Source organism: Pseudomonas sp. NPDC077451 (genome assembly GCF_044543345.1).
Classification (GTDB): Bacteria; Pseudomonadota; Gammaproteobacteria; order Pseudomonadales; family Pseudomonadaceae; genus Stutzerimonas.
In genome coordinates this window covers 239192-264979 of the sequence record NZ_JBITVX010000006.1, presented here as the reverse complement: position 1 = coordinate 264979, position 25788 = coordinate 239192, and the positions used below count along the sequence as shown (strand labels likewise).

General features: G+C 62.0%; 26 protein-coding genes. 17 read left to right on the top strand and 9 right to left on the bottom strand.

The genetic code is table 11. The features are described 5' to 3' along the window. Positions 1 to 60: 60 nt before the first annotated feature. Both ACIGHL_RS12565 and ACIGHL_RS12560 read left to right on the top strand, forming a co-directional pair. Positions 61 to 453: a globin gene (locus ACIGHL_RS12565; RefSeq protein ID WP_128120749.1), complete on the top strand. Its 393-nt coding sequence runs from the start codon at positions 61 to 63 to the stop codon at positions 451 to 453. A gap of 161 nt (positions 454 to 614) precedes the next feature. Beyond that, entirely contained in the window at positions 615 to 833 is a 219-nt protein-coding gene (locus ACIGHL_RS12560; RefSeq protein ID WP_046161811.1) for a DUF2788 domain-containing protein, read from the top strand. 40 nt (positions 834 to 873) lie between these two features. Here ACIGHL_RS12560 and ACIGHL_RS12555 read toward each other — a convergent pair whose 3' ends face one another. Then, complete coding sequence (locus tag ACIGHL_RS12555) at positions 874 to 1440, bottom strand: pseudouridine synthase (protein WP_181690016.1); 567 nt, start codon at positions 1438 to 1440, stop codon at positions 874 to 876. Positions 1441 to 1840: 400 nt separating this feature from the next. Here ACIGHL_RS12555 and urtA point away from each other — a divergent pair, with 400 nt between their 5' ends. The 6 genes from urtA (at position 1841) to ACIGHL_RS12525 (ending at position 8984) form a co-directional block, all read left to right on the top strand. After that, positions 1841 to 3109, top strand: a complete 1269-nt coding sequence (gene urtA, locus ACIGHL_RS12550) for an urea ABC transporter substrate-binding protein (RefSeq protein ID WP_216707143.1) — start codon at positions 1841 to 1843, stop codon at positions 3107 to 3109. Between the two features lie 268 nt (positions 3110 to 3377). Continuing rightward, the gene (gene urtB / locus ACIGHL_RS12545) at positions 3378 to 4949 is read left to right on the top strand and encodes an urea ABC transporter permease subunit UrtB (protein ID WP_128120747.1); all 1572 of its coding nucleotides are present in this window, start codon (positions 3378 to 3380) and stop codon (positions 4947 to 4949) included. Between the two features lie 169 nt (positions 4950 to 5118). Next, complete coding sequence (gene urtC, locus ACIGHL_RS12540) at positions 5119 to 6198, top strand: urea ABC transporter permease subunit UrtC (protein WP_128120746.1); 1080 nt, start codon at positions 5119 to 5121, stop codon at positions 6196 to 6198. Beyond that, on the top strand, positions 6195 to 7040 hold the full coding sequence (gene urtD / locus ACIGHL_RS12535) for an urea ABC transporter ATP-binding protein UrtD (RefSeq protein ID WP_216707142.1): 846 nt from the start codon (positions 6195 to 6197) through the stop codon (positions 7038 to 7040). The genes urtC and urtD overlap by 4 nt, the downstream gene beginning before the upstream one ends. A 196-nt stretch (positions 7041 to 7236) precedes the next feature. Then, the gene (gene urtE, locus ACIGHL_RS12530) at positions 7237 to 7935 is read left to right on the top strand and encodes an urea ABC transporter ATP-binding subunit UrtE (protein ID WP_045424176.1); all 699 of its coding nucleotides are present in this window, start codon (positions 7237 to 7239) and stop codon (positions 7933 to 7935) included. 287 nt (positions 7936 to 8222) lie between these two features. After that, positions 8223 to 8984 (top strand): SDR family oxidoreductase, encoded by a 762-nt coding sequence (locus tag ACIGHL_RS12525; RefSeq protein ID WP_128120745.1) that lies wholly within the window; start codon positions 8223 to 8225, stop codon positions 8982 to 8984. A 300-nt stretch (positions 8985 to 9284) separates the two neighbouring features. Here the strand turns inward: ACIGHL_RS12525 and ACIGHL_RS12520 are convergent, their stop codons facing one another. From ACIGHL_RS12520 to ACIGHL_RS12500, 5 genes are read right to left on the bottom strand one after another with little or no spacing between them, the layout of a single operon-like run. Further along, positions 9285 to 10430 carry an ABC transporter substrate-binding protein gene (locus ACIGHL_RS12520; RefSeq protein ID WP_128120744.1) on the bottom strand — a complete coding sequence of 382 codons (1146 nt, stop codon included), beginning with the start codon at positions 10428 to 10430 and terminating at the stop codon, positions 9285 to 9287. A 24-nt stretch (positions 10431 to 10454) separates the two neighbouring features. Next, a complete protein-coding gene (locus ACIGHL_RS12515) occupies positions 10455 to 11162 on the bottom strand; it encodes an ABC transporter ATP-binding protein (protein ID WP_128120743.1) in 708 nt (235 codons plus the stop codon). Further along, positions 11149 to 11916, bottom strand: coding sequence for an ABC transporter ATP-binding protein (locus ACIGHL_RS12510; RefSeq protein WP_128120742.1), 768 nt, complete (start codon positions 11914 to 11916; stop codon positions 11149 to 11151). The genes ACIGHL_RS12515 and ACIGHL_RS12510 overlap by 14 nt, the downstream gene beginning before the upstream one ends. Beyond that, a complete protein-coding gene (locus ACIGHL_RS12505; protein ID WP_128120741.1) occupies positions 11909 to 12937 on the bottom strand; it encodes a branched-chain amino acid ABC transporter permease in 1029 nt (342 codons plus the stop codon). The genes ACIGHL_RS12510 and ACIGHL_RS12505 overlap by 8 nt, the downstream gene beginning before the upstream one ends. After that, a complete protein-coding gene (locus tag ACIGHL_RS12500; RefSeq protein ID WP_128120740.1) occupies positions 12937 to 13800 on the bottom strand; it encodes a branched-chain amino acid ABC transporter permease in 864 nt (287 codons plus the stop codon). The genes ACIGHL_RS12505 and ACIGHL_RS12500 overlap by 1 nt, the downstream gene beginning before the upstream one ends. A gap of 489 nt (positions 13801 to 14289) precedes the next feature. Between ACIGHL_RS12500 and ACIGHL_RS12495 the strand changes: the two genes are divergently transcribed. The 8 genes from ACIGHL_RS12495 (at position 14290) to ACIGHL_RS12460 (ending at position 22799) form a co-directional block, all read left to right on the top strand. After that, the gene (locus ACIGHL_RS12495; RefSeq protein ID WP_128120739.1) at positions 14290 to 15123 is read left to right on the top strand and encodes an urease accessory protein UreD; all 834 of its coding nucleotides are present in this window, start codon (positions 14290 to 14292) and stop codon (positions 15121 to 15123) included. Positions 15124 to 15264: 141 nt separating this feature from the next. Then, a complete protein-coding gene (ureA, locus tag ACIGHL_RS12490) occupies positions 15265 to 15567 on the top strand; it encodes an urease subunit gamma (RefSeq protein WP_127840168.1) in 303 nt (100 codons plus the stop codon). A 72-nt stretch (positions 15568 to 15639) separates the two neighbouring features. Then, positions 15640 to 16149, top strand: coding sequence for a GNAT family N-acetyltransferase (locus tag ACIGHL_RS12485; RefSeq protein WP_128120738.1), 510 nt, complete (start codon positions 15640 to 15642; stop codon positions 16147 to 16149). Then, positions 16146 to 16451 carry an urease subunit beta gene (locus ACIGHL_RS12480; protein ID WP_128120737.1) on the top strand — a complete coding sequence of 102 codons (306 nt, stop codon included), beginning with the start codon at positions 16146 to 16148 and terminating at the stop codon, positions 16449 to 16451. The genes ACIGHL_RS12485 and ACIGHL_RS12480 overlap by 4 nt, the downstream gene beginning before the upstream one ends. Before the next feature lie 118 nt (positions 16452 to 16569). Further along, positions 16570 to 18270, top strand: a complete 1701-nt coding sequence (gene ureC / locus ACIGHL_RS12475) for an urease subunit alpha (protein ID WP_128120736.1) — start codon at positions 16570 to 16572, stop codon at positions 18268 to 18270. A gap of 492 nt (positions 18271 to 18762) precedes the next feature. Next, positions 18763 to 19491 carry a hypothetical protein gene (locus ACIGHL_RS12470; RefSeq protein WP_128120735.1) on the top strand — a complete coding sequence of 243 codons (729 nt, stop codon included), beginning with the start codon at positions 18763 to 18765 and terminating at the stop codon, positions 19489 to 19491. 544 nt (positions 19492 to 20035) lie between these two features. After that, positions 20036 to 21508 carry an NCS1 family nucleobase:cation symporter-1 gene (locus ACIGHL_RS12465; protein ID WP_128120734.1) on the top strand — a complete coding sequence of 491 codons (1473 nt, stop codon included), beginning with the start codon at positions 20036 to 20038 and terminating at the stop codon, positions 21506 to 21508. Positions 21509 to 21611: 103 nt separating this feature from the next. Then, entirely contained in the window at positions 21612 to 22799 is a 1188-nt protein-coding gene (locus tag ACIGHL_RS12460; RefSeq protein WP_128120733.1) for a GAF domain-containing sensor histidine kinase, read from the top strand. Here the strand turns inward: ACIGHL_RS12460 and ACIGHL_RS12455 are convergent. Together ACIGHL_RS12455 and ACIGHL_RS12450 are read right to left on the bottom strand one after the other, a co-directional pair. After that, positions 22796 to 23242, bottom strand: coding sequence for a hemerythrin domain-containing protein (locus ACIGHL_RS12455; RefSeq protein ID WP_128120732.1), 447 nt, complete (start codon positions 23240 to 23242; stop codon positions 22796 to 22798). The two genes, ACIGHL_RS12460 and ACIGHL_RS12455, sit on opposite strands and share 4 nt — an antisense overlap. Positions 23243 to 23338: 96 nt before the next feature. Beyond that, the gene (locus ACIGHL_RS12450) at positions 23339 to 23605 is read right to left on the bottom strand and encodes a DksA/TraR family C4-type zinc finger protein (RefSeq protein ID WP_045424134.1); all 267 of its coding nucleotides are present in this window, start codon (positions 23603 to 23605) and stop codon (positions 23339 to 23341) included. A gap of 286 nt (positions 23606 to 23891) precedes the next feature. On the opposite strand from ACIGHL_RS12450, the gene ACIGHL_RS12445 reads away from it, so the two are divergent. Continuing rightward, positions 23892 to 24611, top strand: a complete 720-nt coding sequence (locus ACIGHL_RS12445; RefSeq protein WP_128120731.1) for a TorF family putative porin — start codon at positions 23892 to 23894, stop codon at positions 24609 to 24611. Between the two features lie 11 nt (positions 24612 to 24622). Here ACIGHL_RS12445 and ACIGHL_RS12440 read toward each other — a convergent pair whose 3' ends face one another. Beyond that, positions 24623 to 25780 carry an MFS transporter gene (locus tag ACIGHL_RS12440; RefSeq protein WP_216707141.1) on the bottom strand — a complete coding sequence of 386 codons (1158 nt, stop codon included), beginning with the start codon at positions 25778 to 25780 and terminating at the stop codon, positions 24623 to 24625. Between the last annotated feature and the right edge of the window lie 8 nt (positions 25781 to 25788).

Below are 25788 nucleotides of genomic sequence, written 5' to 3'. Positions count from 1 at the left end.
CCCGCTCTCGAATGTGTTCGGCAGGCGCAGCGATATCAGTCTCGTGCAAGGGAAATGCCCATGAAAGACACCAACCGCGTCATGCAGAGCTACGGTCGCTGCTGCGCGAGTGCGGCCTTCTTCGACGACTTCTATGCCACCTTCCTTGCCAGCTCCCCAGCGGTGCGGGACAAGTTCGTCAAAACCGACATGGTGGCGCAGAAACAGCTGCTGCGCGCCGGCATCCTCAACCTGGTCATGTTTGCCCGCGGCATGCCGGATACCAAGCTCCAGGCGTTGGGCAAGAGCCATTCACGAGCCCATCTCGACATCCGTCCCGAGCTCTATGACCTTTGGATAGCCGCCCTGCTCAAGACCATCAGGCAGCATGATCGGCAGCTGGAACAGCTGGATCTTGAAGCCTGGCAAGTGGTGCTCAACAAGGGCATCGACGTGATCAAATCCCACTACTAACAGCCGTACCAGAGCTCGAAACAGAGCCTCTCGCTCGAACCCCTGAAGCTCAGAATCGTCCAACGCCTGAGGGAGCTGAGCACGCTCCACGGGCGTATACTGCGCCGTTTTCTCGCCCGGCCAGCCCGGGCGCATTCTTCGATGTCAGTCAGGAGTAACCTGTGGAGCCTGAAGTATTTGAGAAGTGGATGATGATCGTCCTGGTCGGCGGCCTGATGGCGTTCATGGCATTCATCATCTGGGACTTGGCCAAGAAGTCGAAAGCCGGTCGCCTCGGCACGGCCATCCTGTTTCTGGGTCTGGGGCTGTGCCTGTTCGCATTTCTCGCCAAGCCGATCATTGGCTACGTGATCGAAGTGACACAGGGCATTCCGCACTGACCCGCTGAAGTCGTTTGAACAGAGCACAGCGGCCAGCGCTTCACAAATGCGCCGGCACCTGCCGCCATTCGCCCGGCTGCAAATCGTCCAGCGACCAGGGCCCGATCCTGACCCGCACCAGCCGCAGCGTCGGCAAGCCGACCGCAGCAGTCATCCGCCGTACCTGACGATTGCGGCCCTCCCGAATCACCAGCTCCAGCCAGCAGGTCGGCACACTCTTGCGAAAACGCACCGGTGGATTGCGCGGCCAGAGTTGGGGCTCGTCGAGCTGCCGTGCTTCAGCTGGCAAGGTCATGCCATCGTTGAGTTCAACGCCGTCGCGCAGCCGCTGCAGCTGCTCGGCAGTCACCTCGCCTTCCACCTGAACCCAATACGTCTTCGGCAGCTTGTGCTTGGGATCAGCAATACGCGCCTGCAATTGCCCGTCGTTGGTCAGCAGCAAAAGGCCTTCGCTGTCGCGATCCAGGCGGCCAGCGGGATACACACCCGGCACCGGCACAAAGTCCTTCAGTGTGGCGCGGCCATCGGCATCGTTGAACTGAGTGAGCACGTCGAAGGGTTTATTCAGGAGCAGCAGACGTGGCTCGGCCGGCGGCGCCTTGGCCACACGACGAGGTTGTGATCGCGCCGCTGCAGGGCGCGGTGGACGGGGACGAGAGGTGCGAGGCATGGCGGAGCCTTTGATGGCAGGCCGGCCATGCTAGGGCGGGCGTTGCTGACCAGCAAGGGGCAGTGAAAGCCAGCGTTACTACAGGCACCGAACCGGCTAAAACACCGCTGCGACCGATCAGCACCACAAAGGCGCATGGCGTGCGCCATAACCTCACCAAGCGCACCGTTATCGGACAATGCCGCGTCCATGCCCCGCCATGGCGCATTTCATGATTGACCGCAAAACGCCGGAACAGAAGGCTTACAGGCGAATTGGCACGGATGCTGCGATAGGGCTCTACGTCCCCAAGGACCAACCCCACAGTTGCGCATGGACAGCCAAGGAGCCGCCCACAATGAAACGCCGTCCCCTACTGAAGTCCACCCTCGCCGCAAGTGCCCTGATGCTCAGCGGTCTGTTCCCGTTCACCCTGCAGGCTGCCGAGACCATTAAGGTCGGCATCCTTCATTCGCTGTCCGGCACCATGGCCATTTCGGAAACATCTCTGAAAGACATGGCGCTGATGACCATCGACGAGATCAACGCCAAGGGCGGCGTGCTCGGCAAGCAGCTCGAGCCGGTGGTAGTCGACCCTGCGTCCAACTGGCCGTTGTTCGCTGAAAAAGCCCGTCAACTGCTCACCCAGGACAAGGTCGCGGTGACTTTCGGCTGCTGGACCTCTGTGTCGCGTAAATCCGTGCTGCCCGTCTTCGAAGAGCTCGACGGCCTGCTGTTCTACCCGGTTCAGTACGAAGGTGAAGAGCTGTCGCCGAACGTCTTCTACACCGGCGCCGCGCCAAACCAGCAGGCCATCCCGGCCGTTGAATACCTGATGAGCGAAGACGGCGGCAGCGCTGAGCGCTTCTTCCTGCTGGGCACCGACTACGTCTATCCGCGCACCACCAATAAGATCCTGCGCGCCTTCCTGATCAGCAAGGGCGTGCCGGAATCCAGCATCGAAGAGGTCTACACCCCCTTCGGTCACAGCGATTACCAAACCATCGTCGCCAACATCAAGAAGTTCTCCGCCGGCGGCAAGACGGCGGTGGTCTCGACCATCAACGGCGACTCCAACGTGCCGTTCTACAAAGAACTGGCCAACCAGGGTCTGGAAGCCACTGACGTTCCGGTCGTCGCCTTCTCGGTCGGTGAAGAAGAGCTGCGCGGTATCGACACAAAACCGCTGGTCGGTCACCTGGCCGCCTGGAACTACTTCCAATCGGTCGAGAACCCTGTGAACGACAAGTTCGTCAGCCAATGGAAGGCCTACGCCAAGGAAAAAGGCCTGCCCGGCGCTGACAAGGCCGTGACCAACGACCCGATGGAAGCCACCTACGTCGGCATCCACATGTGGGCGCAGGCGGTCGAGAAAGCGGGAACTACCGACGTCAAACCGGTGGTGCAGGCACTCGCCGGCCAGACCTTCGAAGCACCGAGTGGCTACACCCTGACCATGGACGAGAAGAACCACCACCTGCACAAACCGGTGATGATCGGCGAGGTGCAGGATGACGGACAGTTCTCGGTGGTCTGGGAAACCGAAAGCCCGGTCCGCGCTCAGCCGTGGAGCCCCTACATTCCCGGTAACGACAAGAAGCCGGACTACGCGGTGAAGTCGAACTAAGCGAAGCGTCAATCGCATCGCATCGCCTCCGTAGGGTGGGCTTCAGCCCACCAATGGCGTCTTCGGTGGGCTGAAGCGGAACGCCGCCCGGCCCACCTACGAGACTGATTGCTGCTTTCGTTGCGGTGGATGGATGAAGCGCCATCCACCCTACATTCGCTCGGCTTTGTAGGGTGGGTCGGGACGCGGAGTCGATGCCTTTCTTATCCACGTGTCGACCACCACAAGCTCCACGAAGAGAGCTCCGGGGTCCCTGGGGAACACACGAATGAACACTGCCCTGTACCGATTTTTCTTGCTGCTCCTGCTGGCCTTGCCCTGGGTAGTCCACGCCGGAGACGCGGCCGACTACGCCAAAGCCAGCCCGGCAAAACAGGCCAAGCTGCTGGAAGACTGGGCCAATGCGCCAGCCCCTGAGCGGCTGGAACTGATCGAAGCCCTGCGCGCCAACCGCGTGGTGATCGACAAGAACAAAACACCCTTTATCGGCGAAAACGGTGATTACCGCGCCCTCGAAGGCGACGCCGAACCCGTTGGCACGCCTAAGAAACTGCGCCTGAACAACCGCCTGCGCGGCTTGCTCAATAGAGCATTAGCCAGCCACCAGCTGTTCTCCGACGACCCGGCCGAACGCCTCGCCGCGGCCAAACGCCTGCAACGCAGCGGACAACCGGAACAGCTGCCACTCCTGCAGCAGCGCCTCGAAGCCGAAGATGACCCGGCCGTGCGCGAAGCCCTGACCCTGACCCTGGCGAACCTGCAATTGAGTGCCGAAGACCCGGGCGTGCGCCTGGCTGCAGTGCGTCTGCTCGGCGAAACCGGCGCACCGCTGGCACGGGTGCGGCTGGAGAACCTGCTGGCCGATGAGGCGGAAACCGACGCCGCCGTGCGTAAGGCCGCCGAGACCAGCCTGGCCCAGGTCAAGCGCAAGCTGCTGATCGGTGAACTGCTCGGCCAGGCTTTCAGCGGCTTGTCGCTGGGCTCGATCCTGTTGCTTGCTGCGCTGGGCCTGGCCATTACTTTCGGCCTCTTGGGCGTGATCAACATGGCCCACGGCGAAATGCTGATGCTCGGCGCCTACACCACCTACATGGTGCAGGTACTGATGGCTCGGCTTATGCCAGACGCCCTGGCCTTTTACCCGTTGGTGGCGTTGCCAGTGGCCTTCTTCGTCACCGCCACGATTGGCATGGCGCTGGAGCGCACCGTCATCCGCCACCTCTACGGCCGCCCGCTGGAAACCCTGCTGGCGACCTGGGGCATCAGCCTGATCCTGATCCAGTTGGTACGCGTGCTGTTCGGCGCGCAGAACGTCGAGGTCGCCAACCCCGGCTGGCTGTCCGGCGGACTGCAGGTACTGCCGAACCTGGTGCTGCCCTACAACCGCATGGTGATCATCGGCTTTGCGCTGTTCGTGGTGCTGCTGACTTGGCTGCTGCTGAACAAGACCCGCCTGGGCCTGAACGTGCGTGCCGTGACCCAGAACCGCAACATGGCCGCCTGCTGCGGCGTGCCCACCGGCCGCATCGACATGATGGCCTTCGGGTTGGGCTCGGGCATCGCCGGGCTCGGTGGTGTGGCGCTGAGTCAGATCGGTAACGTCGGCCCGGATCTGGGCCAGGGCTACATCATCGATTCCTTTCTGGTGGTGGTGCTGGGTGGCGTTGGCCAACTGGCCGGCAGCATCTTTGCAGCCTTCGGGCTCGGCATCGCCAACAAGATCCTCGAACCACAGATCGGCGCCGTGCTGGGCAAGATCCTCATCCTCGCGTTGATCATCCTGTTCATCCAGAAACGTCCGCAGGGGTTGTTTGCGCTGAAAGGGAGGGTGATCGATTGAAAACTCGTCTCTCTCTCCATTCCCTTCTAGGAGCGATGGGTGACGCCCAGTCCTTCCTTTCGATAACGGTGTCAGTCAGCAACCCTGCGGGATCGCCAGCAAGCTGGCTCCTACTGGACACCCGGCGAATCGGCGCACCCGCCATCAACCCTCGGCAGGACGGCCACCTATGAACCAGCCACTCACCCTCACGGCTACACAAAAAGCCGGACCGAAGCTCACTGCCGCCGCACTCGGCCTCGTGCTCGTCGTTCTCCTGGCCATGCCGCTGCTGCACCTTCTACCGGCGGACAATGCCTTCCATGTCTCGGCCTACACCCTGACGTTGGTCGGCAAGATCCTCTGCTACGCCATCGTCGCGCTGGCGCTGGACCTGGTCTGGGGCTACGCGGGCCTGCTGTCGCTCGGCCACGGCCTGTTCTTTGCCCTCGGCGGTTACGCCATGGGCATGTACCTGATGCGCGAAAGCGCTGGCGACGGGCTGCCTGCGTTCATGAGCTTTCTCGCCTGGACCGAGCTGCCCTGGTACTGGTACGGCACCTCCAGCTTCCTCTGGGCGATGTGCCTGGTGGTGCTGGCGCCCGGCCTGCTGGCCTTCGTCTTTGGCTTCTTCGCCTTCCGTTCGCGGATCAAGGGTGTGTATTTCTCGATCATGACCCAGGCGCTGACATTCGCCGGCATGCTGCTGTTCTTCCGCAACGAAACCGGCTTCGGCGGCAACAACGGGTTCACCGGCTTCACCCGTATCCTCGGCTTCGACATCACCGCACCGGGCACCCGCGCCGCGCTCTTCCTGGCCACTGTGGCGTTGCTGGCCGGCAGCCTGCTGCTGGGTTGGAAACTAGCGCGCAGCAAGTTCGGCCGCGTACTCACCGCGCTGCGCGATGCGGAAAACCGCCTGATGTTCTGCGGCTACGATCCACGCGGTTACAAGCTGTTCATCTGGACGCTGTCCGCCGTGCTCTGCGGCCTGGCCGGCGCGCTCTACGTGCCGCAGGTGGGCATCATCAACCCCAGCGAAATGGCGCCGACGCAATCCATCGAAGCCGCCGTCTGGGTCGCCCTCGGCGGGCGCGGCACGTTGATCGGCCCGCTCTTGGGGGCCGGAATCGTCAACGGCATGAAGAGCTGGTTTACCGTGGCCTTCCCGGAGTACTGGCTGTTCGCCCTTGGCGCGCTGTTCATTGTCGTCACCCTGTACCTGCCGAAAGGCGTCATCGGATTGCTGCGCCGGAGGGGCGAACAATGAAAACCGCACCCGTACCCGAACTGATCGACCCGGCGGACGCCAGCGGCAGCGGCCGCGACGCCATCGGCCTCGGTCGAGTGAAAGGCGCCGGCCTGGATGCCCGCCACGGCACCATCCTCAGCCTTGAAGACATCAACGTCAGCTTCGATGGCTTCAAGGCGCTGACCAATCTCAGCCTCTACATCGGCGTCGGTGAACTGCGCTGCATCATCGGCCCCAACGGCGCCGGCAAAACCACCATGATGGACGTCATCACCGGTAAGACGCGTCCCGACAGCGGCACGGCGTTCTTCGGCGACACCCTCGACCTGACACGGATGAGCGAAGTGGAAATCGCCCAGTCCGGCATCGGCCGCAAGTTCCAGAAGCCCACGGTGTTCGAAGCATTGAGCGTGTTCGAGAACCTCGAACTGGCGCAGAAGACCGATAAATCGGTGTGGGCCAGCCTCCGGGCCAAACTCAACGGCGAGCAGCGGGACCGCATCGACGAAGTGCTCAATACCATCCGCCTTGCAACGTCCCGCAATCGCCCCGCCGGGCTGCTGTCCCACGGCCAGAAGCAGTTTCTCGAAATCGGCATGCTGCTGATGCAGGACCCGCAGCTGCTCTTGCTCGACGAACCGGTCGCCGGCATGACCGACGCCGAAACCGAGTTCACTGCCGAACTGTTCAAGAGCCTGGCGCGCAAGCACTCGCTGATGGTGGTCGAGCACGACATGGGCTTCGTCGACACCATCGCCGACCACGTCACCGTGCTGCACCAAGGCCAGGTGCTGGCCGAGGGCTCGCTACAGAACGTGCAGAACGATGAGCGGGTGATCGAGGTGTATCTCGGGCGGTGATTGATTCAAAGGGTGGACGGCGCCCTTCTCGTCAGCCATGACATCCCATGGTGGATGGGTGGAGCGTCATCCACCCTACGCCCGCCGAACGTAGGGTGGAAAACGGCGAAGCCGGTCGCCGGCGTCCGCATCATCGCAAGCTAATCGTAGGGTGGATAACGCCAGAGGCTTATCCACCAAAGTGAAGGAGTCGCACATGCTGCAAGTCCAACAACTTCATCAGTACTACGGCGGCAGCCATATCCTGCGCGGCCTGTCTTTTGACGCGCAGATCGGCGAAGTCACCTGCCTGCTCGGGCGCAACGGCGTCGGCAAGACCACCTTGCTCAAATGCCTGATGGGCCTGATCCCGGCTAAGGAAGGCGCGGTGAACTGGGAAGGCAAGCCGATCACCAGCTTCAAGCCGCACCAGCGCGTGCACGCCGGGATTGCCTACGTGCCGCAGGGCCGGGAAATTTTCGGGCGCCTGACGGTTGAGGAAAACCTGCTGATGGGGCTTTCCCGGTTCAGCGCGAAGGAGGCCAAGGAAGTCCCCGAGTTCATCTACGAGCTGTTCCCGGTTCTCAAGGAAATGAAGCACCGCCGGGGCGGTGATCTCTCCGGTGGTCAGCAGCAACAACTGGCCATCGGCCGCGCATTGGCAAGCAAGCCACGCCTGCTGATCCTTGACGAGCCCACCGAAGGCATCCAGCCCTCGGTGATCAAGGAGATCGGCGTCGTGATCAAGAAACTCGCCGCCCGCGGTGACATGGCGATTCTGCTGGTGGAACAGTTCTACGACTTCGCCGCCGAGCTGGCCGACCAATACCTGGTGATGAGCCGCGGCGAAATCATCCAGCAAGGCCGTGGCGAGACGATGGAAGCGGAGGGTGTACGCGGCCTGGTAGCGATCTGAAAGCTCGCGCTGGCGGCGAGCCTTTTTGACCCGTCCATGGCTGATGGCCGCCGCGTTCGGTCTGGCGTCGCACCCTTTGCAAACATACTCCCTGCCGATCAAGCGGCTAGCACTACGCCCGGACGGCCGCGGTCGGACTCGTCTGCCCTTTTAGCCTAGCCACACCGTTAACCAACCTGACTCGCCTGTGGTGGGCAACTGGCTGCTGCTCTTGGCGGTCTGACGCAGTAAGCTCCCTGGGTCGGCCGCGTGCGGCCTGCCTACCCGAACAGACAAGAGGTCCCTGCATGAACAACGTGGTTTTCATCACGGGTGCGACATCCGGCTTTGGCCGAGCCACTGCCCGCCGCTTTGCCGAGGCCGGCTGGTCGCTGGTCCTGACCGGACGCCGCCATGAGCGGCTCGAAGCGCTGAAGGAAGAGCTGTCGGCCAAGGTCCCGGTGCACATCGCCACGCTCGACGTACGCGACGCCGAGGCGGTGAAGCAGGTTATTGCCGAGCTGCCCGAAGGCTTTCGCCAGGTCAAATCGCTGGTCAACAATGCGGGCCTGGCGCTCGCCCCGGAGCCCGCGCAGAACGTTGATCTGAACGATTGGCACACCATGATCGACACCAACGTGACCGGCCTGGTCAACGTTACTCATGCGCTACTGCCGCGTCTGATCGAGACGGGCAAGGGCGCGAGCATCATCAGCATCGGCTCGGTCGCCGGCCACTGGCCCTACCCGGGCGGCCACGTTTACGGTGCTACCAAGGCGTTCGTTGAGCAGTTCAGCTACAACCTGCGCTGCGACCTGCTGGGCACAGGCGTACGGGTCACCGACATCGCTCCCGGCATGGCCGAGACCGAGTTCACGCTGGTCCGCACCAAGGGTAACCAGGAAGCGTCCGACAAGCTCTACCGCGGCACCACGCCGTTGACCGCCGAAGACATCGCCGAGCAGATCTTCTACGTGGCCACCCTGCCCGATCACATCAACATCAACCGACTCGAAGTCATGCCTACCAGACAGGCCTGGTCCCCGTTCAATATTGATCGGGACAAGTAAAGACGGCGCAGAGGGATGCGTGAGTTTCGCCTCTAGGCTACGTGCCTCATAACGGCGAACGTATGCGTCCTACCCTTCGGTGATGCTTCCGTTACCGACGACTGTATCGGGCACCTCGACGATAGAAAAGCTGTGCCGGACGGTGCTTGCAGCTGAGCCAGCTTCGCTTGAAAGCGAGAGAGATGTCAGGGGGGGCCCGACGAGCAAGACCGGTCTCCCTGCAGGGCATGAAGAGGATCGAGAGCGACTGCAGAAGCCTGTCACCGAAACGACCCAGGAGGGCCGTTTGGCTGTGAAGGATTACTCGATGTCCTTGCGCACGATCTTGCCGTCTTCCACCACCGCCATGGTGGTCGGGGTAATGAAACCGCCCTTGTCGGTGATGCCCTGTATCGAATAGAGGTTGTACTTGGGGTCCAGCGCGCTGATCGCCTCGGCCATCTTCGCCCGCACCTGTTGCGGATCGGTACTGCCCGCTAGCTCCATAGCCTTGGCCAACGTATGAAAGGCCAGGTAGTTGTAGGCCGCTTCGGAGCCCGGCACCTTGCCGTGGGCCTGCTTGTAACGCTCGACAAACGCCTTGGCCGCCTCGCCCTCGTATTCGGACAGCGGCACTACGCCGATAGCGCCTTCCAGCAGATCCAGGCCGCCCGTGACCGCGGCGATTTCATCCAGCTTGGCTTGATCCATGACGATGAAACCGCCCTGGAAGCCAAGCTGCCGCGCCTGCTGCATGACCAACCCGGTGGGTTCCGAGGCGCCGCCGACGAACATCACGTCCGGGTTTGAGGCGATCACCCGGCTCACGCCGGTATAGAAGTCGGTCGACTTGTTGTAGTCCATGGGATTGCTTTCGGCGATCTCTCCGCCCTTCTCCTCCCAGGCCTTGGTCATCATGTCGGTCCAGATCTTGGCGTACTCGTGGGTCGCGCCGGCGATGCCGAGCTTTTTGCCATGATGCTTGAGCGCGTAGTCGGAAAAGGCATCCACGTAGCCGGTGAACTCCGGCGGAATGCGTACGGTGAGCGGATTGCCCTGCTCAGTCACCGAGGGCACGCTGGTATAGGCCATGATCAAGAAGTCGTCGCCGACGTTGAAATCCTGCAGGGCAAACACGCCACCGGTGTGCGGGACGAAGACTGCAGCTGCCTTCGATTCCTTCACCAGCCGCTTGGCGTTAGTCGCCGCCTGGCTCGGTGAATACTTGTCGTCGAGGCTGATGAGATTGACCTTGTAGGTCTCGTCACCGATCTTCAGGCCGCCGGCCTTGTTGGCGTCATCGACCGCCATGCGCAGGCCGGACAGGGTGTTCTCGCCATAGAGCGCGGCACCGCCGCTGAGCGGGCCGGTGAAACCGATATTGAGCGTCTGCTCGGCATATGCACCGCCGGCCTGGGCCGCGGTCAGGGTGGCAATCGCCATTCCAAGCGCTTTGAGCGTTTTCATTGTTGTCTCCTTGGTCATGACTGTTCAGGCGCCGATATAGGCTTTGCGCACGGCTTCGTTACCCAGCATGGCCTGCCGGTCCCCCTCCATCACCAAGCTGCCGCTTTCGATGACATAGGCGCGGTGAGCGATCTTCAATGCTGCAAAGGCGTTCTGTTCGGCCAACAGCACGCTGGTGCCGGACGTGTTGATGCGGGAAATCACCTCGAACATCTGGTTCACCACCAACGGCGCCAGCCCCAGCGAGGGCTCATCGAGCATCAGCAGCCGCGGGCGGCTCATCAATGCACGACCGATCGCCACCATCTGTTGCTGGCCGCCGCTCAGTGAACCGGCAGGCTGGTTGCGCTTGTCGTGCAGAATCGGGAATAGATCGAGCACTTCCTGCAGATTGCGCTTGTTGCCCTCGCCGTCGCGACGATGCAGATACGCGCCGAGGGCGAGGTTCTGCGAGACCGACATCTGCGGAAACAGCTTGCGGCCCTCCGGGCAGTGCACCACCCCGGACGCAACCAGGCCGGACGGCTTTAGCCCGTCGATGCGTTTGCCCTCCAGCGTGATGCTGCCCGCCGTTGGCTTGAGCAGCCCGCTGATGGTGTTGAACAGCGTGGTCTTGCCGGCACCGTTGGCGCCGAGCAGCACCACCAGCTCGCCGGCGCCGACGGCCATCGAAACCTGGGTGAGCGCCTTGAAACTGCCGTAGCAGACATCGACCCGATCAAGCTGCAGCATCGTAGTCACTCCCCAGGTAGGCTTCGATGACGGCCGGGTTCGCTTTGATCTCGGCAGGTGTGCCTTCGGCAATCTTCTCGCCGTAGTTGAGGACCATGATCTTGTCCGCCAGCCCCATGATCATGTCCATCTTGTGTTCGATCAGGCAAACCGTCAGACCGTGTTCGGGCATCTTGCGGATCAGCTGGGCCAGGCCTTCGGTTTCTTCCGGATTGACGCCTGCCGCCGGTTCGTCAAGCAGCACCAGCTTCGGCTCGGTGGCCAGCGCCAGGGCAAAGGCGACGCGCTTGCGTTCTTCCTGGGAGATATCCAGCACCACGCGGTTTTCCAGGTGCGCGAGGCCGACGAAGTCCAGCGCAGCGCGGGCCTTTTCGCGGCACTCGCGTTCCTCCTGCTGCAAACGCTTGGAGTTGATCAGCACATCCCAGAGCCCCGAGCGGGTGCGCAGACGATGCCCGACGATGAGGTTGTCGAGGACGGTTGCCTGCTCGAACAGATGCGTGGTCTGGAACGTACGACCAACGCCGAGCCGGGCCACGCGGTCGCAGCGCATCCGCGACACGTCGTGACCGTCAATCAGGATGCGCCCTGAGCTGGGCTTGTGAACGCCGGAAATCAAGTTGAAGAAGGTGCTCTTGCCCGCCCCGTTGGGGCCGATGATGGCGTTGATCTTGCGCGCTTCGAACTCGACGCTGACATCGTGTACCGCTGCCAGGCCGCCGAACATACGGGTCAGGTTTTCGACCTTAAGCATTGTTGTTCACCTCGCTGCCTGGGGTGACCTTGGTAGTGGCCCGCGGGTCATTCGCCCGGGCTGCTGCGGTGTCCTTGCGCAGCTTCCAACCGAGGAAGGTGCCGATGACACCACGCGGCATGAAGATCACCAGCACAACGATCAGCGGGCCGAAGATGATCATCCGATAGTCTTCGAGGAACTGCAGCGACTGGGTGATCCAGACCACGCCGACAGTGCCAACCAGCGGGCCGAACAGGGTGCCGAAGCCACCGACCAAGAGGTAGGTGATCATGTCGAAGGTGTGGTTGGGGTTGGCTTCCTCTGGTCCGATGAAGCGGATCATCGAGGCATAAAGCCCGCCGGCGACACCGGCATAGGTGGTCGAGAGGACGAAGGCCAGGAGCTTGTTGCGCATCAGGTCGATGCCCAGCGACTGGGCCAGCGCATCACCGTTGCGGATGGCCATGAAGGTACGGCCCAGCAGCGAGGACGCCAGGCGACCGGCGAACCAGATCGCCAGGATCAGAAACAGCAGCGCAAGGTAGTAGAACGGCACCGTCTGGCTGAAATCCACCAGCCCGAAGCCATCCGGCGCAGCGATGCCGCGAATGCCGATGGCGCCGTGGGTCAACTCCTCCCATTTGTCGATCAGCAGATAAATGATGAAGCCGACGCAAAGCGTGAAGATGGCGAAGAAGTGCTCCTTCAAACGCAGCGAGACGATGCCGACCAGCGCGCCAACGGCAGCCGAAACCAGCGCCGCAGCCACGAACGCCGGCCAGAAATTCCAGCCATGGTCAGCCGTGAGAATCGCCAGGGTATAGGCGCCGATGGCAAAGAAGCCGCCGTGGGCCAGATTCAGCTGGCCGCAGTAGCCAGTGATGATGTTCAAGCCGTAAACCGCGATGGCCCAGATGAAGGCGCTGGCCATCACATAGACCTGATACTCGCTCTTGGCGAACAGCGGGAAGGCCAGGGCCAATGCCAGCAGCACCAGCTTGGCGCCGCGACCGGTCAGCAGGGATGCGAAACGATGCATCAGTGAGCCCCCTTGGCGAACAGCCCGGTCGGGCGGAAGGACAGGATCACCACCAGCAACGAGAAGGCGATGATGTCCTTGTAATCCGAGGACAGGTAGAAGCCGCCGAAGCTTTCGGCAAAGCCGAGGATCATGGCGCCGATGATGGCGCCGGGAATACTGCCCATGCCGCCGAGCACGATGATGACGAAGGCTTTCATGATCACCAGGTGCCCCATCGCCGGGTACACCAGGTTAATTGGCGCATAGAGGGTTGCAGCGAAGGCGGCGAGCATGCCGGAGATAGCGAAGGTCAGCATCGCCACGCGGTTGGCGTCGATGCCGACGAGAAACGCACCTTCGCGGCTCTGGGCCATGGCGATGATGGTCGAACCCAGCATCGTCTTGCGCAGGAACAGGTGCAGCGCAAACATCAGGGTAAAGGCGCCAACGATGATCAGCAGGCGTTGCTCGGGAATGATCAGCCCATCGAAATTGAGGATGCCGGCGTAGGGCGAGGCCATGCGACGGAAGTCCGAGCCCCAGAGCATCTGCACCACCGCTTCGAGAAACAGGAGGATGCCGATCGCCGCGATCTTGTCGTGAATTGGCGGCGCATTGCGCAGCGGGTGAAAGACCAACCGTTCCGACAGCACCGCCAGCACCGCCACCACAACCCCGGAGGCCAGCATGGCGATCCAGTAATGCAGGCCGAGGTCGGTCATGAAGAAATACGACGCGAACGCGCCGACCATGTACAGCGCGCCGTGGGCGAAGTTGGGGATGTGCAGGATGCCGTAGACGAGCGTCAGGCCAAGGGCGACCAGACCGTAGATGCTGCCCAGGGTCAAGCCGTTGAGCACTTGCTGAAACAATAGATTCAATGCGGCGTCTCCGTGGATCTTGTTGTTATGTGTGCCACCGAGCGACTGCCGATTCGTCCCAGTCAAAGCAGGTCGAACATGCCACCGCCGCCGGGCAAATCGGACTCTTCGCCTGACTGACATTGGCACTCGCTCGCACCCTCGTCAAACGAGCAGCTCGGAAGAGATAAAGGCCCATAAAGCAGCGTGATGCTGGCAACAAGCTATTTCAGTGACTGCCCGATCGCTCAGATCAAGCTTCGACGGATCGCTGCTCGATCAAGCCGAGCACGTCGCAGCAAGGCCTCATTTATACGCACCAACGTGGATCACTCGCTGCGCAAAACCTTTCGCGCGCACCATTGGAGGGCACCAAAAGCCGGCAACCTCACCGTCGACCGGCTCCTTTACTCGCCCACCAGGCTAGTAAGCACCGCGCCGCGCACCGCTCTGGCGCGAGAGGCACGACTATTGCTCGGCTGGTTCAACCACTTGCTGATCTCACGGTTCATGACTGCTCTGACTCCGCTGTTCACGCCTCACTGGAACGCCGAACTCGAACTGGGCTATGCCCGCTTCGACGACTCGACGCGTCCGGTGCTTCGGCGCCACAGCGGCCCGCTGAGGGTCCAGAAGCATCTTTACCCGGAAGGGCCGGAAGTCTGCCAGCACATCATCGTGCACCCGCCGGGCGGGATAGCCGGGGGTGACCGGTTGGACATCAGTGTCGCGGTCGGCAGCGGCGCCTGGGCCCAGTTGACCAGCCCCGGCGCGGCGAAGTGGTATCGCGCTGGCGGCCCGGCGTTTCAGAACGTGCACTTGCGCGTCGAGGCCGGCGCGACGCTGGAATGGCTGCCACAAGAAACCATCGTCTACTCCGCTGCGCAGGCGGAGCTGAGCACCTCCATCGAACTGGAGGGTGACGCCAGGCTGTTCTACTGGGACATCATTGCGCTAGGCCGACCAGCCAGCGGCGAGCGCTTCGACGCTGGCCATTTCCAGGCCCAACTGAACATCAGCCGCGACGGCGAACTGCTCTGGCACGAGCGTCAGCGTGTAACAGGCAACGACGGGCTACTGGACTCGCCGATCGGTCTCGACGGCCAACCGGTATTCGCCACCATGATTGTCAGTGGCGAGATCAGTGCCGAGCTGCTGGAGCGCTGCCGTGAACTACCGAACCGAGTGCGGGGCGATCTGACACAGTTGCCTGGCATGCTCGTTGGGCGTTGCCTGGCTGGCGAGGCGCTGCATGCACGGGCCTGGCTGATCGACGTGTGGCGGTTGTTGCGACCTGAACTGCTCGATCGCGAGGCGGTGCCACCGAGGATCTGGAGTACATGAACTGCGGTGGGTAAGGCTCCGCCGTTACCCACCCTACGCCGGCCAGCACCAGATGCATGGCCGCCCGAAATTCGCTGTGTGGTTGCCACCACCAGCCGGTGGATGCGAAAAGCGATATCCACCGCCACGATTGGAGCCGTTATGGATTTGTCGCCGAGAGAAAAAGACAAGATGTTGATTTTTACCGCAGGGCTGGTGGCTGAGCGTCGCCTCGCCCGCGGTGTAAAGCTCAACTACCCGGAAGCCATGGCCTACATATCCGCCGCGCTGCTCGAAGGTGCCCGCGATGGCCAGACGGTCGCCGAGCTGATGCACTACGGCACCACACTGCTGGCTCGTGATCAGGTCATGGAAGGCGTGCCGGAAATGATCCCGGAGATCCAGGTCGAGGCCACCTTCCCGGACGGCACCAAGCTGGTCACCGTGCATCAACCAATCGCTTGAAACACGGGTCAATGTGTACTGCGGCCATGGCCGCAACGATGATGATCCCGAAACGCTTGGAAGGAATTAAACGTGCAGATACGTGACGCCCTGGACGCCGACCTCGAAGGCATCCTAGAGATCTACAACGACGCGGTACAGAACAGCACGGCGATCTGGAACGACCAGCCGGTCGATCTCGACAACCGCCGCGCCTGGCTGGCCGAGCGCCACGAACAAGGCTATCCCGTGCTCGTCGCCATCGATGACGAGCAAAAGGTAGCCGGCTACGCCTCGTTCGGCCCGTGGCGCCCCCACGACGGCTTTCGTCATACCGTCGAAAACTCAGTGTATGTCAGCCCTGACCACCGCGGCAGCGGCATCGGCCGCAGCCTAATGCAGACCCTCATCGAGCGCGCCCGGCAGCTGGACAAGCACGTGATGATCGCCGCCATCGAGAGCGAGAACCGCGCCTCCATCCATATGCACCAGCAATTGGGCTTCATCCACGCCGCGCAGATGCGTCAGGTGGGCTGCAAGTTCGGCCGCTGGCTGGACCTGACCGTGATGCAACTGACGTTAGATAGGAGGTCCGAGCCATGATCCCCGGCGAATACCAGATCCAGGCTGGCGACATCGAGCTCAACGCCGGCCGCCGCACGCTGACCCTGAACGTGGCCAACAGCGGTGACCGGCCGATTCAGGTTGGCTCGCACTACCACTTTTTCGAAACCAACGATGCGCTCGCCTTCGACCGCGCCGCAGCGCGTGGCATGCGGCTGAACATTCCGGCCGGCACCGCCGTGCGCTTCGAGCCAGGCCAGAGCCGCGACGTGGAGCTGGTCGATTTGGACGGGGACCGCCGGGTGTTCGGTTTTGCCGGACGGGTGATGGGCGCACTCTGACGCAGCGTTATTCGTTGGGTGGATGGCCACCCCGTGGAAAACGCCGAAGGCTTTTCCACCACCCAAATTGCTGTGGACAAGCTTCGCGTTGTCCACCCTACGGACAGGATGAGACTCAATGAAGATTTCCCGCCAAGCCTACGCCGACATGTTCGGCCCCACCGTCGGCGACAAGGTGCGCCTGGCAGACACCGAGCTGTGGATCGAGGTCGAAAAGGACTTCACCACCTATGGCGAGGAAGTGAAATTCGGCGGCGGCAAGGTGATCCGTGATGGGATGGGCCAGGGTCAGCTGTGCGCCGCGGATGTGGTCGACACCCTGATCACCAACGCGCTGATCCTCGACCACTGGGGCATCGTCAAGGCGGACGTGGGCCTGAAGGACGGGCGCATCGCCGCCATCGGCAAGGCCGGCAATCCGGACATCCAGCCGGACGTGACCATTGCCATCGGCGCCGCGACCGAAGTGATCGCCGGTGAAGGGATGATCCTCACCGCCGGCGGAATCGACTCGCACATCCACTTCATCTGCCCACAGCAGATCGAGGAGGCCTTGATGAGCGGCGTCACCACCATGATCGGTGGCGGCACGGGCCCTGCCACCGGCACCAATGCCACAACGGTGACGCCTGGCCCCTGGCACATGGCAATGATGCTCAAGGCCGCAGACGCCTTCCCGATGAACATTGGCTTCACCGGCAAGGGTAATGCCTCGCTGCCCGAACCCTTGATCGAACAGGTCAAGGCCGGCGCCATCGGTCTCAAGCTTCACGAAGACTGGGGCACCACCCCGGCTGCCATCGACAATTGCCTGAACGTCGCCGACCAGTACGACGTGCAGGTGGCGATCCACACCGACACCCTGAACGAATCCGGCTTCGTCGAGACCACCCTCGGTGCGTTCAAGGGCCGCACCATCCACACCTACCACACCGAGGGTGCCGGCGGCGGCCATGCGCCGGACATCATCAAGGCCTGCGGCTTGCCGAACGTGCTGCCCAGCTCGACCAACCCGACGCGGCCATTCACCCGCAACACCATCGATGAGCATCTGGACATGCTCATGGTCTGCCACCATCTCGACCCGAGCATTGCCGAGGACGTGGCCTTCGCCGAGAGCCGTATCCGCCGCGAGACGATTGCAGCCGAGGACATCCTGCACGACCTCGGCGCCTTCTCGATGATCAGCTCCGACAGCCAAGCCATGGGCCGCGTTGGCGAAGTGATCACCCGCACCTGGCAGACCGCCGACAAGATGAAGAAGCAGCGCGGCGCCCTACCCGGTGATGGCGCCGGCAACGACAACTTCCGCGCCAAGCGCTACATCGCCAAGTACACCATCAACCCGGCGATCACCCACGGCGTCAGCCACGAGGTCGGGTCCATCGAGGTCGGCAAGTGGGCGGATCTGGTGCTCTGGCGCCCGGCGTTCTTTGGTGTAAAGCCGACGCTGATTCTCAAGGGCGGCGCCATCGCTGCGAGCCTGATGGGCGATGCCAACGCCTCGATCCCGACGCCGCAACCGGTGCACTACCGGCCGATGTTCGCCAGCTACGGCGGCTCGCTGCACGCATCGAGCTTCACCTTCATCAGCCAGGCCGCTTTCGATGCCGGCGTGCCCGAACAATTGGGGCTGAAGAAGAAGATCGGCGTGGTGAAAGGCTGCCGCTCGGCGCAGAAGAAGGACCTGATCCACAACGACTACACGCCGGACATCCAGGTCGACCCGCAGAACTACCAGGTTCGCGCCGATGGTCAGCTGCTCTGGTGCGAGCCGGCGGACGTACTGCCCATGGCGCAGCGCTATTTCCTCTTCTAACCGCGTTGGTGGCCCATCGCGCAGCGGGCACTGCTGCACACCTCAGCCTGCCTCAACCCGTCGAATACGCGGCCCCACCGTCACTCACAGTGGTGGGCCGAAGCGGAGCGGCCCCGGCCGAGGTGCGGTTAAAGCCGCGCGGTTCGGGCCCCGTCGATCGGGGCCCGAACCACCCAAGACGATTCCGCCCCCCCAAAAAAGCAAAGACCACTCTCCAGGCTAAATGCCTGTCGACTCGCTCTGCCCGTTGATTAACGCGCGAAATTCAACCGTACGGTTGATTGGGCAAACCCGGCACTGAACTACCTTCTCGACTACCCAAGCGCAACACCCGCCCCAAGGAGGCAGGGAAGCGAAGCGGCCCCAGCTACCAAGGCTCAAGGTAGGCATTGCTGGCACCGCTTCAGGGAACGCTGTGCGCTGCGGGTAACCGCGTAGCCCAAGAACGACAAACCGGCTGCGCGACCGATAAAATCCATGGAGAGACAACCAATGTTCAAATTCAACGCGCTGTTCGCTGCCGTCCTCGCGGTGTCCGCTAGCCAGGTTTTCGCCGCCAGCAGTGAAGCGACCGTCAATCAAACGGGTAAGAACCAGCTCGCCACTGTCTATCAGGAAGGGGTCGGCCAGACTTCCGAGGTGTACCAGACCGGTTATGCCCACAGGAACACCGCTACTACTAACCAATCCGGTCAGGACAATCTTTCTCAGGTGACCCAGGACGGCGCATGGCACGACGCGACCGTTACCCAGACCGGCACGGAAGGCCAGGTCACCATTACCCAGAACAACTGGAACAATGACACCACCGTCGCTCAGGCTGGCTTCCTGAACATCGCTGACGTAATCCAGACCGGTTGGAACAATGATGTCGAGCTCAACCAGGAAGGCGCACTCAACGACACCACCGTTGATCAAGCCGGCGAAAGCAACGACGCTTTCATCGATCAACTCGGCCAAGAGAGCTCTATTCTGGTAAGTCAGACCGGCTACAAAAACGTCGCTGACGTAGATCAATCAGGTCTTGGTAGCACCGTTGACCTGATGCAGCTGGGCAGCGAAAACCTCGCCACGATCGACCAGACCAGCGAATCGAGCAGGATCAATGTGCTGCAAGACGGCGCATTCAATATCGCCACCGTGGATCAGGCAGGATTTTCCAATTCCGCCAACATCAGCCAAATGGGCACCAGCAACACCGCGACTGTAACGCAGCGCTAATCGCACCGCGTCTGCCAGTTCGGGCGATATCAGAACCCCAGACCTCCACGATGGGCCTGGGGTTTTGTTTACTGGCCAGGACCGCCGCACCATCCGGGGCCGGCTGACCAACACTGCCTGCTGTGACTCGGCTACAAGCATCACTACCGTGCCAGAGCGGCTGACTGTAACCCTCTCGCGTTGCGCCGTTCACCTCTGGAAAGCAGCCTGCAACGCCACGCATCCGTTTCGTTGGTATCAACGCACCCTCACCCCAGGTTGTACCCTCTCCGCATCATCTGAACTAAGCACAGCTCTGGAGCATCACGCGACTTCGTGCGAGCCATTGGTGCACTCCGAACGCGCTTACCGAACCTGCCACACCCATTCCGCACCAAGGCTTGTATACAAAACCCACGAGCAAAACCCGCCGCAACGTCTACGCTTTCGGCAACGGGGGGCGGCTGAACTCAGCAATCCATCTCGTGACGCCTCGGACTCTGCCGTACGCGGAACAAGAACTGCATACAACAATCGACAACAACCATGTACAGAGCGCCCACCTATGAATCACGACGATTTCCACATCAAGCAGATAGACCCCACTCTGTATAACGAGGACCTCGCCCCGCTCGCCCCCGCCAAACGCAAGTGGGGGTGGTTCGAGATCTTCAACGTGTGGTCGAACGATATCCAGAGTCTGTTCGGCTATACCCTCGCCGCGACGCTGTTCATCAGTTACGGCCTGAACGGTTGGGCCGTGCTTGCCGGGATCGTGCTGGCGGGTTTCATCGTCATGGGGCTGGTGCAGCTGACCGGCAAACCCAGCGTCAAATACGGCATCCCCTTCCCGGTCATGGCGCGCGCCAGCATGGGCGTACGCGGCGCTAACTTTCCGGCTGTGGTGCGCGGCATCGTGGCGATCTTCTGGTACGGGGTGCAGACCTATTTCGCCTCGACCGCGGTGGCGCTGTTGATTCGCACACTGGCAGGGCCTGGGTCCGAGGCGACCCTGCTGGGACTGACCACCATCGACTGGATCGCCTACGTGATCGTCTGCGTCTTCCAGGTTGCGCTGTTCGTCAGGGGCGTGGACTGGGTGACGCGCTTTCTGAACTGGGCCGGCCCGTTGGTCTATCTGGTAATGATCGCTATGATGATTGCCATCTGCTACAAGGCGGGCCCAGGTCTGGCTGGCGCACTGGGCAGCATCTTCAGTGGCACTGGTACATACGCTGGCGGGCCGATTGCTGCGTTCGCCGCGGTGGTCGGCACGATGGTCGCTTACTTTGCGGCCGTGGTAATCAATTACGGTGACTTCGCGCGATTCGTGAAGGACGAACGTCAGATGCGCATTGGCAACTTTCTCGGCCTGCCGGTAAGCCTGGCGATCTTCTCGCTGATTGCCCTGGTTATCACGGCCGGCACCGTGGTGGTGTTCGGCGAGACGCTGACCAACCCGACCGATATTGTTGCGCGCATCGACAACGTCGGCCTCACGCTGATTGCTGCGATTACCTTTTTTGCCGCCACAGTGGGCATCAACCTGGTCGCCAACTTCATCCCGCCAGCCTACGACATCGCCAATCTGGCGCCAGCACACATCAGCGCCCGCACCGGCGGTTTCATCACCGCCGCTATCGCGTTTTTCATCGGTGCGTTGTGGGTATCGTTCATCAGTGCGGTGGGCATCGCCGCCTTCGTCGATACGCTGGGCGCCGTGCTGGCACCGCTATACGGCATTATCGTCGCCGATTACTACCTGGTCCGTCGGCAGCGGCTGGACGTACAACAACTGTTCTGCGCGGAACCCGGCTCGACCTACTACTTCAATGCCGGCTGGAACCGTAAAGCGGTCATCGCCTTTGGCGTGAGCTCGATCTTTTCCGTTGCGTCGGTCTGGACACCGGGGCTGGAAAGCCTGTCGGGCTTCGCCTGGTTGCTGGGCGCCTTGTTTGGCGCCGTGGTGCATTACCTGCTGATGCGCAAACAGATCGTTCCGGCCGTTGCTAACCCTACCCTGACGACCCAAGCGTAACGCCCTGGGCGGGTCGGTTCGGCAGATAGTCGGCTCGATTCCGCTCTTCGAAACGGTGCGTGATAAAGTGCACGGCCACCATCACGCGCCGCCATGACACCGAATGAAACGATCGATAACCGACGACATTTCGGCGATCAGCCGTATCAACGCCGTGCCGGCGATCCTCCAGGTGATCTCCGAGACCACCGGGTTACGGTTCGCTGCCGTTGCGCGAGTTACCGAAGACTCCTGGACAGCGTGCGCCGTGCTCGACCGGATCAACTTTGGTCTGCAGGTCGGCGGCGAGCTGGACGTGACCACTACGCTGTGCCACGAAATCCGCGCATCTCACGAAACCATCATCATCAGCAAGGTGAGTGAGGACGGGCGTTACTGCAACCATCACACGCCCAAGATGTATGGCTTCGAGAGCTACATTTCGACCCCAGTGTTTCGCACCGATGGCAGTTTTTTCGGCACCGTCTGCGCGCTCGATCCGCTGCCTGCGAATCTTTCGGAAATGCCGATCCTGTCGATGATGGAATCGTTCGCCAAGCTGCTGGCCATTCAGCTGGAGGCGCAAGAGCAATTCGAAGCCACCGAGGCAGCCCTGCTCGATGCACAGCAGACGGCCGAGCTGCGGGAGCAATTCATCGCCCTGCTCGGGCATGACCTTCGCAATCCGCTCTCCTCGATTCTGTCCGGCGCGCAGCTGTTGATGAGGCGCACGAAGGACGCCTCGATCACCGGCATTGCCGAGCACATGCTCACTGCGACCCGTCGCGCATCACGCCTGGTTGACGATGTACTGGACTTCGCCCGCGGCCGGCTGGGCAATGGAATTCCGCTGCAGAACCGCGAATGCAAGGACCTTCACGTCACCCTGACGCATATCGTTTCGGAGATGCAGAGCGCCAATCCGCAACGCGCAATCGAAGCCGACATCGCTCCGCTCGACGGGGTCCGCTGCGATGCGGATCGCGTCGCGCAGTTGCTGTCCAATCTGCTCGCCAATGCGCTGGTGCATGGGTCACCGGATGGCCGGGTACAGGTCCGCGCGGTGATCGAAAATGGATGGCTGTTGCTGTCGGTGAACAACCAGGGCGAGCCGATTCCACCGGAACGGCTGGATCATCTGTTTCAGCCTTACTGGCGTGAGCCCTCAAGCAGCCAGTCCGGCCTCGGTCTGGGGCTCTACATTGCCAATGAAATTGCGCGCTCGCATGGCGGCAGCATGCGCGCGGAGTCAACAGCCGAAGCGGGCACGACCTTCGTTTTCAGCATGCCTACCGAAGCGCATGCGCTCTAGGCGAGTTCAGCCTTCATGACGTCGTAAGCGCCCAGGTACGCACCGGCTAGCTGACTCTTTTGCTGATCGCTGAGGATCTTGCCGGCCATCTGGAAGAACTTGTGCTCTTCTTCCTGAAGATGGTGATGAACCTTGTCAGACAGTTTGCGTGCCTGCACAAGCCAGCTCGGACTGCTGGGATCGGTTTCTTCCAGCGCCTCGACCATCTCATCCATTTCATGGTGTTCGGCGATCGCATGACGGGACAGGTCGACCCCGCTGTCATCACGCATCAGCGGGATATAGAAATGCCGCTCTTCGGCCACCGAATGCACCCAGAGTTCGTGCTTGAGCTCAGCGAAAATCGCTTGCCGCTCGGCGCTGTCGCCGTGGGTCTGTACCAACTTTTCAGATAGATCACGCTGGATGTCGTGGCTTTGGCGCAACGCTTCGAAAATCATCATGGGTATATTCCTCTTCCGTGAACCTGTGGGGACGCGGTGTGTGACAGGCACAGGAGCGCCGAGTGCGCCCTTACCGGCGCGTTTTTTGTCACGCACTCAGCGCAGTTGGCTGTCCTTGCTGCCGCGGCGGTTGTAACCGCTGAATTTGGCTTCCTGCTTGTCCCGTTCGGTTTGGCATTTGACGCACAACCTGACACCAGGCACAGCCTGCCGCCGCGCCTCGGGAATCTTCGCGTCGCATTCCTCACAGTGCGTCAGGCTCTCGCCCTGCCCCAGCCGACTGCGCGCTCGCTGCACAGCATCTTCGATGGTGCTGTCGATCTGTTCCTGAACCGCACCCTCATTCGCCCAACCCGTAGCCATCGCGACCTCCCAGCAAGCCAGGTCTAACAGTGTTCTAGCTTGGAACACCTACCCCGCGCACCGTTCAGTAATGCAACTGGCGTGACGCGCATTCCGTGCCGCCAATCGAAAAACCACCCGTCGATCCGTTGGCGTCAAATCGACGAACGGACCTCGGCGCCACATTGCATTGTCTATCCTTCCAGCCGATTGGACGGCAAGCCCCACTACAGATGCTCTATCTCGGGACTTGCCTCATCGAGGTCGCCCGCCGGCCTTCTGTAAACACACCCCCAGGGAAGCGGTGATGCACACAAAGATCCTGCCGGCGCTGTTAATTGGCCTGAGCGGATGCGCCAGCCAGCCGGAAGTGCTTGAACGCGAAGTCGGCCAATTCGACCTGCGACTCGGCACGGCCCCCACCCGTAGCATGGCCCAAGGGCTGGTGAACCCGACGGCCGCCAGCACCTTCCGCGGTGGACTGGACCTGACTCACGACAGTGGCCTGTATGTCGGCCAGTGGGCGCCCAGCATGGGCATCATCGAGGGCAACCAGTTGGAGCTGGACAGCTACATCGGCTATGTCCAGCCCCGCTTCGACCAGGCGCCAGGCTACGAGCTGGGCGTGATCCGCTACAGTTTCCCCGAGCTGGACGGAGCGGATCGTCACGAAGTCTATGCAGGCTTCAACCTGGCTGGCAGCAGGCTGGGTGGCGCGTTGAGCAGCCGACCGGGGCGCACCGACAGCACCCTGCTGCTGGAGCTGGGTGCTCTCAGCCCACTCGATCTGGACCTGCGCCTGAAATATGCCAGCCACTCGATGGATAGTCCCATGTACCACCCCGGTGGCAGTGTTGAAGTGTTCAATGACTGGTCGTTGAACCTGTCTCGCCCCTGGCTGGGCGTGCGCCTGGATCTCTCCTACACCGACTCGAGCCTTCGCGGCCGCGAGTGCGGCGTCTATTCGGGGCAGAACACCTATTGCGAGAGCTACTTCATGTTCAAGGCCGAGCGGTCGCTGTTCTAACGATGCTCCGATCAGCCTTGCTTGAAACGCATCCTCGCGTGCCATACGGCGACCAGAAAGGCCGTGGCCGCAAAGCCATACAGCAGTCCAAGATTGCCGTCCTGATACAGCCATGAGCCAAGTACCGGCCCGGTGGCCATGCCCATGAAGCGGAAGAAGTTGTAGCTGCCCACGGCGGTGGCGCGATTGTGCGGGTACAGGTCCATCAGCAGGCTGGTCTGCACCGGCAGCGAAAGGCCGAGAAACAGCCCGAACGCACTCACCGCGACCACAAGCGCCGCCAGTGACCACTGCGCAACCGCGAGAAACAGCAGCAGACTGAGCGCATTGAGTGCCGCGGTCGTCACCAGCACCGGACGGGGACGCCAGCGCCCCAACAGTCGTCCACCGGCGAAGCTGCCGATCACAACAGCAATCGACAGCGGCAGAAACACCAAGCCCTTTTCGCTGGCACTCAGCCCGTAGCTGGCATCGAGGACGCGTGGCATGAACACCAGGTAGTTGTAGAACGCGTAGTACTGAACAAAGCTCAGCACCATGATCGCCAGGCCCTGGCGATTGCGCACCACATCCAGGTACTCCCTGAGATGAAAGGCGCGAGACGTGCTCCCGGCCGGGCGGGTCTCCTGCAGCCAGATGGCGTTGCTCAGCAGCGCAACGCCACCGACCACCGCGAGCAGCAGAAATACGTAATGGAAGTCGACGTGCTCGCCAATGAAGCCGCCCACCACCGGGCCAACCACCGGCCCCAGCGCCACCATCATCTGGAACGAGCCCATCGCCCGAACACGCTCGGCGCCTTCGAACCGATCCCCGATCACCGTCACTGCTACCACCGCACCGGCAGCGATGCCCACCGCCTGCAGCGCACGAAACACCAGCAGCGTCTCGATATTGGTCGAGAGAAAACAGCCGATGGACGCGCCGATGTAGCACGCCAGCCCCAGCAACAGGGTGCGCCTGCGGCCACTTCGATCCACCAGCGGGCCGTAGACGATCTGCATGAACGCCAAAACGAAGGTGAAGATCGAAATGCTGAGGTTGATCAGCAGCGGCGTCGTCTGCAGCGCCTCGCCCAACTCCGGCAGAATCGGTGCGTAGACCGTCTGCGTGAACGGGCCGAGAAAGGCGGCGAATGCCACCATGAAGGTCAGCAGGCGTGGGCTCATCGGATCTC

Bases quoted from the DNA above. Each gene is read 5' to 3' on its own strand.
- ACIGHL_RS12450 (WP_045424134.1), bottom strand. From the start codon at position 23,605: ATGGCTACGGGTTGGGCGAATGAGGGTGCGGTTCAGGAACAGATCGAC.
- ACIGHL_RS12455 (WP_128120732.1), bottom strand. From the start codon at position 23,242: ATGATGATTTTCGAAGCGTTGCGCCAAAGCCACGACATCCAGCGTGAT.
- urtB (WP_128120747.1), top strand. From the start codon at position 3,378: ATGAACACTGCCCTGTACCGATTTTTCTTGCTGCTCCTGCTGGCCTTG.
- urtD (WP_216707142.1), top strand. From the start codon at position 6,195: ATGAAAACCGCACCCGTACCCGAACTGATCGACCCGGCGGACGCCAGC.
- urtE (WP_045424176.1), top strand. From the start codon at position 7,237: ATGCTGCAAGTCCAACAACTTCATCAGTACTACGGCGGCAGCCATATC.
- ACIGHL_RS12515 (WP_128120743.1), bottom strand. From the start codon at position 11,162: ATGCTGCAGCTTGATCGGGTCGATGTCTGCTACGGCAGTTTCAAGGCG.
- urtA (WP_216707143.1), top strand. From the start codon at position 1,841: ATGAAACGCCGTCCCCTACTGAAGTCCACCCTCGCCGCAAGTGCCCTG.
- urtC (WP_128120746.1), top strand. From the start codon at position 5,119: ATGAACCAGCCACTCACCCTCACGGCTACACAAAAAGCCGGACCGAAG.
- ACIGHL_RS12525 (WP_128120745.1), top strand. From the start codon at position 8,223: ATGAACAACGTGGTTTTCATCACGGGTGCGACATCCGGCTTTGGCCGA.
- ACIGHL_RS12520 (WP_128120744.1), bottom strand. From the start codon at position 10,430: ATGAAAACGCTCAAAGCGCTTGGAATGGCGATTGCCACCCTGACCGCG.
- ACIGHL_RS12480 (WP_128120737.1), top strand. From the start codon at position 16,146: ATGATCCCCGGCGAATACCAGATCCAGGCTGGCGACATCGAGCTCAAC.
- ACIGHL_RS12445 (WP_128120731.1), top strand. From the start codon at position 23,892: ATGCACACAAAGATCCTGCCGGCGCTGTTAATTGGCCTGAGCGGATGC.
- ACIGHL_RS12465 (WP_128120734.1), top strand. From the start codon at position 20,036: ATGAATCACGACGATTTCCACATCAAGCAGATAGACCCCACTCTGTAT.
- ACIGHL_RS12470 (WP_128120735.1), top strand. From the start codon at position 18,763: ATGTTCAAATTCAACGCGCTGTTCGCTGCCGTCCTCGCGGTGTCCGCT.
- ureA (WP_127840168.1), top strand. From the start codon at position 15,265: ATGGATTTGTCGCCGAGAGAAAAAGACAAGATGTTGATTTTTACCGCA.
- ACIGHL_RS12510 (WP_128120742.1), bottom strand. From the start codon at position 11,916: ATGCTTAAGGTCGAAAACCTGACCCGTATGTTCGGCGGCCTGGCAGCG.
- ureC (WP_128120736.1), top strand. From the start codon at position 16,570: ATGAAGATTTCCCGCCAAGCCTACGCCGACATGTTCGGCCCCACCGTC.
- ACIGHL_RS12505 (WP_128120741.1), bottom strand. From the start codon at position 12,937: ATGCATCGTTTCGCATCCCTGCTGACCGGTCGCGGCGCCAAGCTGGTG.
- ACIGHL_RS12440 (WP_216707141.1), bottom strand. From the start codon at position 25,780: ATGAGCCCACGCCTGCTGACCTTCATGGTGGCATTCGCCGCCTTTCTC.
- ACIGHL_RS12565 (WP_128120749.1), top strand. From the start codon at position 61: ATGAAAGACACCAACCGCGTCATGCAGAGCTACGGTCGCTGCTGCGCG.
- ACIGHL_RS12495 (WP_128120739.1), top strand. From the start codon at position 14,290: ATGACTGCTCTGACTCCGCTGTTCACGCCTCACTGGAACGCCGAACTC.
- ACIGHL_RS12460 (WP_128120733.1), top strand. From the start codon at position 21,612: ATGAAACGATCGATAACCGACGACATTTCGGCGATCAGCCGTATCAAC.